Source organism: Streptomyces sp. NPDC032721 (assembly GCF_055579625.1).
The window spans coordinates 45,681-56,625 of record NZ_JBVIMX010000033.1 but is presented as its reverse complement, the minus strand read 5'-3'; the positions used below and the strand labels follow the sequence as shown (position 1 = coordinate 56,625).

General features: G+C 68.0%; 11 protein-coding genes and 1 tRNA gene. 4 read left to right on the top strand and 8 right to left on the bottom strand.

Going from position 1 to position 10,945, the window contains the following annotated elements; translation table 11 throughout:
- Positions 1–233 precede the first annotated feature (233 nt).
- The 5 genes from ACZ5PB_RS40700 to ACZ5PB_RS40680 all read right to left on the bottom strand — a co-directional run bounded on the left by ACZ5PB_RS40700 (position 234) and on the right by ACZ5PB_RS40680 (position 4,244).
- Positions 234–497: a hypothetical protein gene (locus ACZ5PB_RS40700; RefSeq protein ID WP_468698512.1), complete on the bottom strand. Its 264-nt coding sequence runs from the start codon at positions 495–497 to the stop codon at positions 234–236.
- A gap of 477 nt (positions 498–974) precedes the next feature.
- The gene (locus tag ACZ5PB_RS40695; protein WP_468698510.1) at positions 975–1,979 is read right to left on the bottom strand and encodes a 3-oxoacyl-ACP synthase III family protein; all 1,005 of its coding nucleotides are present in this window, start codon (positions 1,977–1,979) and stop codon (positions 975–977) included.
- Positions 1,976–2,239 carry an acyl carrier protein gene (locus ACZ5PB_RS40690; protein ID WP_468698507.1) on the bottom strand — a complete coding sequence of 88 codons (264 nt, stop codon included), beginning with the start codon at positions 2,237–2,239 and terminating at the stop codon, positions 1,976–1,978. Before ACZ5PB_RS40690 ends, ACZ5PB_RS40695 begins: the two co-directional genes overlap by 4 nt.
- Positions 2,240–2,370: 131 nt before the next feature.
- Positions 2,371–3,660: a ThiF family adenylyltransferase gene (locus ACZ5PB_RS40685; protein WP_468698516.1), complete on the bottom strand. Its 1,290-nt coding sequence runs from the start codon at positions 3,658–3,660 to the stop codon at positions 2,371–2,373.
- Positions 3,661–3,773: 113 nt separating this feature from the next.
- On the bottom strand, positions 3,774–4,244 hold the full coding sequence (locus ACZ5PB_RS40680) for a hypothetical protein (protein WP_468698505.1): 471 nt from the start codon (positions 4,242–4,244) through the stop codon (positions 3,774–3,776).
- A 124-nt stretch (positions 4,245–4,368) separates the two neighbouring features.
- Here ACZ5PB_RS40680 and ACZ5PB_RS40675 point away from each other — a divergent pair, with 124 nt between their 5' ends.
- Positions 4,369–5,193 carry a helicase associated domain-containing protein gene (locus ACZ5PB_RS40675; protein WP_468698503.1) on the top strand — a complete coding sequence of 275 codons (825 nt, stop codon included), beginning with the start codon at positions 4,369–4,371 and terminating at the stop codon, positions 5,191–5,193.
- Positions 5,194–5,233: 40 nt separating this feature from the next.
- On the opposite strand, the gene ACZ5PB_RS40670 is transcribed toward ACZ5PB_RS40675, so the two are convergent.
- A tRNA-Trp gene (locus ACZ5PB_RS40670) sits at positions 5,234–5,317 on the bottom strand.
- A 205-nt stretch (positions 5,318–5,522) separates the two neighbouring features.
- Between ACZ5PB_RS40670 and ACZ5PB_RS40665 the strand changes: the two genes are divergently transcribed.
- The 3 genes from ACZ5PB_RS40665 (at position 5,523) to ACZ5PB_RS40655 (ending at position 8,480) form a co-directional block, all read left to right on the top strand.
- The gene (locus tag ACZ5PB_RS40665) at positions 5,523–5,996 is read left to right on the top strand and encodes an NUDIX domain-containing protein (protein ID WP_468698502.1); all 474 of its coding nucleotides are present in this window, start codon (positions 5,523–5,525) and stop codon (positions 5,994–5,996) included.
- A 147-nt stretch (positions 5,997–6,143) separates the two neighbouring features.
- On the top strand, positions 6,144–6,698 hold the full coding sequence (locus ACZ5PB_RS40660) for a hypothetical protein (protein ID WP_468698501.1): 555 nt from the start codon (positions 6,144–6,146) through the stop codon (positions 6,696–6,698).
- Positions 6,699–7,103: 405 nt separating this feature from the next.
- Positions 7,104–8,480 carry a tetratricopeptide repeat protein gene (locus tag ACZ5PB_RS40655; RefSeq protein WP_468698499.1) on the top strand — a complete coding sequence of 459 codons (1,377 nt, stop codon included), beginning with the start codon at positions 7,104–7,106 and terminating at the stop codon, positions 8,478–8,480.
- Between the two features lie 69 nt (positions 8,481–8,549).
- On the opposite strand, the gene ACZ5PB_RS40650 is transcribed toward ACZ5PB_RS40655, so the two are convergent.
- Together ACZ5PB_RS40650 and ACZ5PB_RS40645 are read right to left on the bottom strand one after the other, a co-directional pair.
- Positions 8,550–8,723, bottom strand: coding sequence for a hypothetical protein (locus tag ACZ5PB_RS40650; RefSeq protein ID WP_468698498.1), 174 nt, complete (start codon positions 8,721–8,723; stop codon positions 8,550–8,552).
- An 831-nt stretch (positions 8,724–9,554) separates the two neighbouring features.
- Positions 9,555–10,889 carry an alpha/beta fold hydrolase gene (locus ACZ5PB_RS40645; RefSeq protein ID WP_468698497.1) on the bottom strand — a complete coding sequence of 445 codons (1,335 nt, stop codon included), beginning with the start codon at positions 10,887–10,889 and terminating at the stop codon, positions 9,555–9,557.
- Positions 10,890–10,945 lie beyond the last annotated feature (56 nt).

The window sequence follows — 10,945 nt, the reverse complement described above, 5'->3', positions numbered from 1 at the left end:
TGCGGCTCTCACGGATCTTGAAGTCCATCGCATCCCCTGAGCTGGGGTGTTGCGACGACCACTAGAACTCAAGGTGCACCCCGGGGGACTTTTGGGATCGAGCGGTTGTCCCGGCACCCGCAGGGCTGCCCCTTCATGCCGGAGGAGGTTCGAGGCACGCGGTGTGTGTCAGAGGGCCGCGGCCGTCGTGCGGTGTGCGGGCGACGTGCAGCACGACATGGGCCAGCAAGCTCTCACCGGGGCCGCCAGAGCGACAGCGCGCGGCCCTTGCCGCACATCTGGCACTGTCCGCGTGCGATCCTCGACTGCTGCTCGTGATGCCAGAGGTCCATCATCAGGCGGGTGAGGATCCGGACGCTTCTGGCGGGAAGCTGCACCGCGTACAGGCTTCCCTCGACGATGACGTCTGCTGCGCAGCCGTCAGACAGGTACGCCTCGGTGCCGGCCGGGCGGATGACCTCGATGCGGGTGGCGTCGGCAGCGACCGAGACGGTCACGGTGGGTGCCGTGGCCGGGGGCGGGACGTCGTCCTGGTCGTCGTCGGCCGCGGGCCTCAGTATGAGCCACCAGGGGGCGTACTCGCCTCCGTCGGCATCGTGCTCGGGATCTGACGCATCGAACGTATCTTGAATTTACAGTGCCCTTCACGGTGACCGCCAGCAAAGTCCTGCGGAGGCGTGGACACGAGGGACGCCGAGGCAGGCAATGCCGGTGACATGCTCCCCTGGGCACGGCATGAGATCGCTGCGGACTGCTCCGCGCCTCGGTGCGGCAACGACCACTCCTGACTCCGTTCGTCGTCAAGAGAGTTTCGTCCCCACCCTGCATGCGGCGGCAAGCAGATCGGTTCCCGCTCAGCCTGGTCCTCAGTCCGCGGTCCTGCGTACCGCTCGTTCGCGCAGTGCGCCGGGTCGGCGGACAGTGGGTGGTGCTCTCAGCCACGGCGGCGGCCGTGGCTGAGAGCGAAGGCCCGTTCACAGCCAGCGCTGCACCGTTCCGGCCCAGCTCATTCCCGCACCGACCGCGGCATGCAGAACGGTCTTCTGCGACGTGAGCCGCTCTTGGGCCCGTGCTGTGTGCAGGGCCATGGGGATCGACGCCGCACCTGTGTTGCCGAAGGTGTCCGCGGTGATGACGAGCTGTTGCGCCGAGATACCGAGGGCAGTGCCCAGGGTGCGGAGCATACGCGGATTGTCCTGGTGGGGGATGACGAGGTCAATCTGATCCAGGGGCAGGTCCGACAGCTGGGTGAGGCTCTGGACGATGCGTGGGAAGACGTCGTGGAAGTAGGCGGCGACCGCCTTTCCGTTCATGTGGAGGTAGTGGCCTCCTTCGGAGACGGTGCGTGCACTGGCTGGTTGTGCGCTGCCCCCGGCTCGGATCCCGACGATGTCGGCGAGGGCGCCATCTGTTCCCTGCACGTTGCACAGGAAGCCTTGTCCGGCGGTCGTGGGCCCCAGTACGACTGCGCCGGCTCCGTCGGCGAACAGCACTCCGGTGGAGCGGTCGCGGGGGTTTTGGAACTTGGAGAAGGTCTCCGCTCCGATGACCAGTGCCCGTCCTTCGGGGTGCGAGGCGGTCAGGACGTCGCGGGCCAGTTTCAGAGCGTTGAGAAATCCTGCGCAGGCGCCGCCGACGTCGGTGGCCCAGGCCCGGTCCGCACCGAGGCGGTGCTGCACTCGGCAGGCCGTGGCCACGGCGAGCTGGTCGGGTGTGCTTGTTGCCAGGAGGATGACGTCGATGTCCCGTGGAGAGAGACGGGCGTCGGTCAGAGCTTGTTCGGCAGCCGCGAGAGCCAGGTCTGACGTGGACTGGGCGGGGTCTGCGTAGCGTCGGTGGGTGACGCCGGTCATGCGCTCGATCCAGGCGGGTTCCACACCGTACTGGCCGGCGATGTCCTCGTTGCTCACACGAAGGTCGGGGAGGTGGATGCCCAGTCCGTGGATGCCCCATGCGGTGTGCAGCAACTGGCGGCTCATGCACGAGCCTTGTGGGCCGCTGACTCGGACACCACCTGGGCGCACTGCTCGATGGTCGTCTCCGGCTCCGCCAGCAGGGTGTCGTCGACGGGCATGCCGAGTTCTTCCTCGGCCCGCACCGCGATCTCCACCACCTGCAGTGAGTCCAGGTCGAGGTCCTCGACAAGTCGCGTCTGCGGGGTGATCTCTCCCACCGGACGGTCGGCGATGGCAGCGACGATCGCCGTTACCTGGCGGAGGGTGTCAATGGCATGGGTCATGGGGACTCCTGTTGGCGGTGGGATTTCGATGAGAAGGGGGCTGGCGCCGGCCTGCTGTGAGTGTCCTGCGGCGACGTGGTGGTCGCAGCCTCGGGAAGCGGCAGTGAAAGGTTTCCTCGTAGGTGAGGGCGTTAGGAGAGAGTGTTCCGGTCGCCGGAGGTGAGGAGTTCCAGGTCGGTGTAGAAGCGCCCCGAGGGGCGGGGCCGGCCCAGCAGGATGTGCCGTGCGGCCTCGGCGGTGAGTGCGCCGCCGAGAGCTACGCCCGAGGCGAGTTGGGGCCAGCTGCTGAGGGTGGTCCCCATCTGGGCGATGGAAGCGGTGAGCTCGGGGCTGATGCGGTCCCGGTCGACCATCGTGAGGATGACGTCGACCGCCTGCTCATACGTGAGCTCCCGCAGATCCCGGGAGGTGGTCTCGCCTAGCAGGCCGTGCAGCAGGGGCCGGTGGGGTTCGAGGTCGAAGCGCTCCACGTCGAGCAGGCCACGGTCGTTGGCGTCCATCACGACAGGGATGCGCAGCGCCCGGGCGTGTTCGCGGGCGGCGATCTTGACGTACGGGGTGTCGCACTCCTCGACGAGGAGATCGATGGGCCCCACGCCGCCGCTGAAGAACTCCTCCATCGTGTCGTCGGTGAGGCCGCCCGGGTAGATCTCGATGTCGAGCCAGGGGTCGATCTCCAGCATCTGGCGGGCAGCCAACACACATTTGTTGAGGCCCAGTTGATACACCCCTGCCCGCAGTCGGTTCAGGTTCGAGACGCTGAGCACATCGAAGTCGGCCAGCTTGAACGATCCGCCGATCCCCTCCATGGCGAAGGTCAGCGCGGCGCTGCTGCCGACGGAGAGGCCCACGATCCCCACGCGGCGCCCCAGCAGCCGGCGTTGCTGTGCACGGTCGATCCGACCGCGGTTGCGGTCGGTGCGCACCAGGCGAAACTCCTCACGCGGCAGCAGGTACACCAGCTGCCCCAACCACGGATACCAGACCCAGATCCCGTACTCCTGCACGGCGGCCCCGGCCAGCTGCTCGGTCACAGCCCGTTCCACTGCCTCGGGCGAGGAACACAGCCGGGGATCGCGGCTGGTGACCAGTTCCCTCAGCTGGTCCTCGATGGTGTCCGACACCTCGCGGACCGCACCTGAATCGAGAAGTCCCAGCAGACCCGCCCGGTCCTCTTCCCGTCCGAGGTCGAAGTGCACAGGCTGCCAGCACGGCTTGGCACCGTCGTTCCGCAGGCTCAGGTCGGCGAGCCGCTCTCGGCACGCGCGCGCTCCGTTGCGCTGCCCGCGTTCAGCCTCGGCGAGGCAATCGCCGTCGAGCCCGGCCTCGTGAGCGGAGACCGTCACGGCAGGAAAGACGCTTTCCAGCTGCTCGACGAGCCCGGCGTGCTCACCGGCCGGGAAAGCGGACTTGTACAGCATGATCACCACGTCCTCGGTGTACCGCTCGACGTAGCGGCGGGTACCGGGAATCGGGCGGAAGCCGAAGCGCTCGTGGAACCGGTCCTGGCCGTCCGCGGTGCCCTAGGTCCCGATCATGGCCTTGGCGCCCAGGCAGCGGGCGGCGGCGATCGCGAATGCATTGAGGTACACCCCAGGCCCAGCTTGCGGGCCTGGGGCTCGACCACCAGGCGGCTGTGCTCGAACGTTTCCGCAGCACCAAAACCGCACTCCCGGAGCAGTTCTTCATACTGCTCCGGGCCCAGGTACGCCCGCGTCTGGAACAGGTCACCCGTCTCGGGGGTCGAAAGCCGCACATAGCCCAGCGGGGGCCCGGCCGGCCCGCGCCTTCCGACGAAGTGCCAGGCCCCGAAGTCCAGGTCCTGGTCATCGGCGTACCCGCCGTCCGTCGTGCGGAAATCGGGCCGGCGACCGTGGTCGAAGAGAATCCTCGCCCGCAGCTCCCTGATGCGCCCGACCGCCTCGCTATCGCTCAGCTCCGCCCCTGGGAGACGGAACGCGGATACGTGCCACGGCACGTCAGCAGCCACTGGAAAATCGTTCATGCCCGGCAACTCTCTTCAGCCTTCGCGATCATGCGCACCCAGCGCATCGACGATCACAACGAACCTTCCATCAAAGAGTTGCGCATCTGCGCACAGCAGCCTCTACCGGTAGTCCGTTCTGACGGTGGAACGGGTACGGGAGCTGGAACAGCTGGGAGTGGTGTGGTCGCACCAGCACCGGGCCCTCGAAGAAGGCCTCGCCGCGGCCCGGCACTGGGCAGCCGAGCACGGGCACTTCCTCCCGCCCGCCACCGCCGTGGGGATCGGCGGTTACCCCGTGGGGCGGTGGGCAAAGAAACTCCGGACGGCTGCCCGGCTCGCGGACGCCCGCCTCCAGGAGCTCGAAGAGCAGGGCATCGAGGTCTTTGACGAGGTCGACGTGGTGGCGGGCGGGCTGTCCTGGAAGCGGCGAGAAGCCCTGGACGAGATCGACCCCGGGTGGTGCCCGGCTTGGGACGCCGGCTGGCAACGCTGCCTCCGGCTGGCGCAGCACCACTTGGAGCACGGCGGCACCCTCCCCACCGAGCCTGGTGTGTTGCTCGTCCAGGGCGAAGACCTCGGCCGGTGGGTCCAGGGCTGCCGGTACGGATGGGAGAGCTTGCAGGCGGCGCAGCAGTGGTTGTTGGCGAACGCCCTCGGGCTCGAACCGGCTAACGACAGCGAGCGGCCGGTGAAGCGGACGCAGAACGACAAGTGGGCCACCAACCTCGCGGCGGCACAGCAGTTCCACGCGCGTGAGGGGCACCTTGTGGTGCCCCGGAAGCACATTGAGCACCTAGAGTCGCGTAGGGGTCCGGGAGGCGCTCAGAGCGGCGGTGGCGGTCGTGAGGTGGTGGAGGTGAAGCTGGGGATGGTCTTGGACAACCTTCGGAAGCGTGCCGACAAACTCACCGACGAACGACGGGCCGAACTGGACACGTTGGGCATGCGATGGGCAACGGTGCGATGACTACGGTCGTACATCAGCGGCCCTATGGACCCTGTCGTGTTGGCGGGCGGAGCGGCTGGATTCGAACCGGCGTCCTCGTGGTTTTGGAGACCACGCGCGTCTACCTCTGCGCTACACCCCACCCGGGACGTCAGCATAGGCAGAGAGCGGCTGGTGGGTGGGGTGTCACCGACGGCATCCTGATCATCCGATAGAAGACGATCTCGCTGGCACCCTGTGTGAAAAGTGCATCTGCAACCGGCCGGGAACGCTGCATCCGCTCGGCTTCGGTCTCGCGGTGACCCAGCGGCCGTGCTTTCGTCCGCTCCAACTACCGAAGGAACAGCGCAGTGACGGAACAGAACATCCCCACCCGGGTCCGTGCTGCGGGCATCTGGTACCACGAGCACGCCGTGCTCATGGAAAGCCTGGCCGACATCGAGGTGTGGGGGGTGCCCGGAGGCGGTCTGCTCCCCGGTGAGTCACTGGTCACTGCCTGCGAACGGGAGTACATGGAGGAAATCGGCGTACCGGTGTGTTGCGGCCCGCTCGCCGTGGTGGCAGACAGCTTCTTCCGGGATGACCGGGGCGATATCCACCACGACATCTGCTTCTACTTCCATGTACAACCGCGGCTTGCAGGCCACGAGGGCCTCCCCGAGATCGTGAGCAGGGAGGCCCAACTTCAGTTCCGCTGGATCGACCTGCACGATCTCGGATCCGTGCGGCTGGTACCCGACTATCTGGCCGCATTGCTACCGACTCTCCGCGACCGCACTTCGCCCGCTTTCCTGAGCTTCGACTGCCGCGGGACTTCCTCGTGACCCTCTACCGCCACCCGGGCAACGGTGGCCATGAGGGCGCCACGGCTACAGGACCCACCGGAGGCCACGGACTGCCGCTTCGCGCCGACGGCGCCGTGCACGCCGATGATGGTGTGGTTGTGGGCCTTGGCGACGTCGTGCAGGAGGATGGCGACCCGCAGAACCCTGCGGTCAGCGGCCGGGCAGGTACCGGCTGAAGCCCCGGCCCGCCGGCGCCGTCATGCCCGCCTGATCCTTCAGGCCGTCGACCTGATCGGCGCGTGCGCGACGGCTGCCACCGCCGTGTACCGACCGATCGCCGACGCCGACCCGGGCACACAAGACGTCCCGGTCGCGGTGCGCTCATACGCACGGTTCGCGGTCCACGCGCGCTTCGAGGACGGCTTGACCGAGGAGGTCCTGCCCGTCCTGTGGTCGGTGATCCCCGAGGCGGAACGGGCGGCGTACCCGGTGCGGCTGGAGGAGTGCGTGCACGGGTACCGGGAGCGGCTGGTGCGGCTGTACGCGGAGTACAAGCCCCGGTCCGCGGCCGCGAAGCACGGGCGGCGCGAGCTGCTCGCGCACCCGGTTTCGCTGATCGTGCTGGAGCGGCTGGTGGAGGTGCGCTCGCGGTACGCGCTGGCGGCGCGGTGGAACGGGGAGCTGCCGGACCGGTGGCTGAACGACATCAGCACCACCTGGGACGTCGGCGAACTGCTGTGATCGGCAAGTTTGTTGACGTACGCGAGCGCGGCCGCCGGTAGGACACGAAGTCCGTTGAGTGTGGATCCTCTGGAGTGTGGTCCGGGGTCGCTTGAGAGGATCCGGACCCATCGAAGTGCCTGAGCCATTGGGTCAGCGCAGGAGGAGTAGGACGGCCAGGGCCAGAAGGAGCGAGTCGAGCCGGTCGAGCAGGCCTCCGGCGCCCGCCAGTCCCCGGCCTCCTTCGCGAGGCGGGCCTGGGACATGCTGCAGTTGTCGAGCTCGAAGAGGCGGAGCTTGCTCGTCCTCGCCCCAGAGGAGCCTGACGGGTAGCCCGTCCGCCGTCCTATATTTCCGGCGTAGAGCGAGTGGGTTCAGTCAGCCAGTCGATGAGGCCTGTCAGTGGTCGCCCGTACGGTGAGACCCGTGAGTGTTGATGATCTTGAATGGCAGGTGCGGACACTCGGCGGGATATCTCCTCGCCTGGTAGCCATGCTGGTGGAGCGCAGACAGGTGGAGCTGCTGGTTCAAGCAGCGTCGGAGCGGGGTGAATGGTTCTGCGCGCAGGCGGCGGTTCGCGAGCTGTCCCGGGCGGGCGAGGTCAAACGGGCGTTGGGCGTGCTGGAGCCGTTCATCGAGGCTGGGTGGGATCCGGCGCGCTGGGAGAGAGCCAAGGTCCTGGTCGAGGCGGGTGCGGTGCAGCAGGCGCTGGAGTCCGTCCGCCCGGACGAGGAAGATCTTGCTTCGGAGTGGGTGTGCCACGACTTCGCGGAACTGCTGGCCGAGGCGGGAAGGGTGGACGAGGCGATCGCCGTGCTCACACCTCATCTGGACAGGGAGTGGATCCTGTCCACCCTCGTCGAGCTGACAGAAGGTCAGCGCCGTGATGGGCAGGTCCTGGAGCTGATCGCACCGCGTGCTGAGCGGGCCCGAAGCGCTCGCGGCGAGGAATGCTGGAACTTCCACCCCAGCAACGCCCAGGACCTACAGGCTCAGGTCCTGGAACGCATGGGCCGGGTCGACGAGGCCGTACGGATTCTTGGTGCAGACATTGCGGCCGGGCACTTCCTGGTCCAGAACACGCTGATCGCCTATGCGGAGCTCCTGCGACGCCACCGATGTCTGAAAGAATTGCGGGTGCTGGGCACCGGTGGGCGTGCGGGTGAGACGCTCGCGTACTACGCGGGGGTGCTTGAGGATGACGGGCAGGCGGATGAGGCCGAGGCCGTGTTGCGGCGTTTCATCGCGGATACCGAGCATGCGGACCGGTTCCGCTGGCCTCTGATAGAACTGCTGGGCCGCCAGGGCCGGATCGAGGAAGCCGTCGAGGTGGGCCGCCCGACCTTCGACCACCACGATGCCTGTCTCTTCGAGGGCGTCATTCACCTGCTGCACGAAGCCGGACGGCTGGACGACGCCCTGGCACTCCTCGACGAGCGCAGTGCCGAGTTCATCGAGGAGCACCCGTCCTGGGTCAGCTCGAACCGGATCTGGCTGCTGGGCGAGGCCGGTCGTCACCAGGAGGCCCTCGCATACGCCGAGACGCTGCCGCCGGACATGCACGGCCTGACCGTCAGCAAGGCGTGGGCCCTGGAGGATATGGGCCGCCATGAGGAAGCGCTCACGCTGCTGCGAGCAGACCACGACCTGAGGCCGTCCGAAGTGGCCGAACTTCTCGTCCACCAAGGCCGCGCCGCCGAAGCGATCGCGGGGATGCCCTCCCTCACGGAACAGCACGCGGCCAGCCGGCGGCGTGACGCGGTCATCTACGCAGGCCGTGGCCCCAACGACCCGCCCTTCTAGCCAAGCGGCCTCTGCGGGCACCCCTTGTCGGCGTACACATGGGCAAACTCTGTCGCTGATCTTGTGACGTCAGCCGTCAAAGCGGAGCCAGTCGACGGGCAGCATGCACGACTGGGTCAGGAAGAAGAAGCGCGAACAGCCGCCAGCGGACAGTGGATGTCCCCGGGCCCGGCTCTGCCCGCGCACGATGAGGAACAGCGCGGCGCCGTACGCCGGATTCGCCCATCGCAGAGCAGAAGGCACCGCGGCCTCCCGCACGGGACGCACGTCGGCCCCGCGCAGTTTCTGCCCGGGGCCGGCGTGCGTGCAGGGGTCATGCGTCCGGGAAGCGCAGCTGCGATGCGCAGCACTCCTTGCCGAACAGCGCGACATTAGGCCGTCGCCGTGATTGGGGTGCCGAGCGAGAGCGGTTCGTCGAGGTCGGTGAGCGGCGCGAGGTGGGCGTCGGTGACTACCAGGCGGTCGCTGGAGGTGTAGGTGATGGCGGTTTTGACGCGGATGCCGTGCAGGACCTGCGGGAGCCCAGTAGGCGACGTCGGCCCCCATGTTGTGCAGCGGCAATTCCTCGATGGGGCACCACAAGGGGCCGATCTCCTCGCTCGACCAGCAGGCGAGGTCCACCCGGGGTGGGACGGGGAGTTGCCGGACCGGTGGCTCAATGACATCTGCGGCCCGTGGGGTGTCGACGAACTCCTGTGACCGGCCGCCCTTTTGGGTCTGACAGCCCCTCACTTCCCGGTACCCAGCCGAGAATGCCCCACAGTGCTCAGAGGGACTGGAGCGTCCCCGTCGGCACCAGGGGAGGCCGGTAAGCGGGTCACAGGCCGTTTGGACGCCGTGTACGGCGTCCAAACGGGTGCGGGGCGCGGCGACCGTACGACGGTGGCCGCGCTCTTCTTGTGGCACCGCCTCGTGGGGCACCCTGGCGCCTGTCGTGATCGGTTTGGGGGGCAGGAGACGAGAGGGCGGCTCTAGAACTCGGACCGGCGCTTCTCGATGTTCCCTTGGAGGGGGCCAACGACCATTTGCCAACTCCTGAAGGCACCTTGGAGGCGGTGCCATGGGTCTGCTCGCTTACTTGTGGCCCCGGAGGAAGGCTGGGATGTCGGCTCGGGTCGGGTAGTCGGGCAGCGGTGCGGGCTTGTCCTGGAGGAACGTGGTGATGGCGGCGGCTGCTCGTTGGTCGTTGTCACCCAGGCCGTTCCACATGTGGTGACCGACTCCGGGCATGTATTGGGTGCGCTGGATGGCGGGGTTGTCCGCGAGGATGGTTGTTTGCCACTGCCGGACCTGGGAGGAGCACTCGGCGATCATCAGCATCGCGGGTGTCCGGGAGCGCCTGAGCTGCGGGGCGATGGAGGGGGGGTCTTTGATCGTTTGCTGGATGCGGAGGCTGGCGGCGGCACTGAAGGAGAAGTTCTCCGCAGTGTCCTCGACCGGGATGCGGTGCGCGTCCCGCGCACAGTAGGCGGACGCGGTGTCGCTGCCGAGATCGGCAGCGGTGAAGGCGTTGTCGCCCTCCGCCTGCCCTACCAGTCCGTTGTCCGGGCTGATCAGTCCGAGCCGCATGAGGCCGAACGCGACCGCGTACCGCGGGACACGTGTGGAGCGCGGTCCGGTCATGGCCGGCGCGAGTTCGCGGGCCGACGGCCGACCCTTCTGCTCGGCCATCCGGGCGGTGGGGCCGTCCATCGGGCCCGGCTCGGCGATGACCGCCCGGCGCAGGTGGCCGGCGATGGCCGGGTCGGTCATCGCGCGGGTGAGCACGACGGCGCCTGAGGAGAATCCCAGTACGTTGGCGCGGCCCTTGCCGAGTTTGCTGACGAAGGCGCCGAGGTCATGGACGGACCGGGTGATCGAGTACTGGCCCATGGGCAGCAGGTCACTGCGTCCACCACCGGCCTGTTCGTAGGCGTACACGTCGTAGCCCTGTCCCGCGAGCCGTTGCAGGAAGCGGTGGTCGAGCACGGAGATGCCGCGCACCGGGCCGCCGTTGAGGTAGAGGAGCGGGACGCGCTGCCGGGGGTTGTTGCCGGTGGGCGGGTAGTGGTAGACCGCGACCCGGCTGCCGGTGGACAGGCGCCAGTGCTCGGCGGTCACGAACGGCAGGGCGCTCGGGTAGTGGCGCGTGGTGGGGACGGTGGGGACGCACACCGACAGCGTCAGGGCCGCTGTGATGAGTACCGGCAGGAATGGCCCCAGCCGTCCCCGCCAAGCGCGGCGGCGTCCCCGCCACAGCGCTGCGAAGGCCGCGATGCCGACAGTCGCGGACCAGGCGACGAGTCCCGAGCCCGCGCCGTCGGTGGCGACGATCAGCGCCAGGAAGAAGGCGACGAGCCCCACCACCGCGGTGGTGGCTGCCAGCAGGCGGCCGACAAGGCGCGAAGGGCGTATGGCGGACGGTGGCATGGTGAGCTCCCAGAGTTTTGTAACGCTGTTTTGAAACGATGTTAGCAGCATGGGTA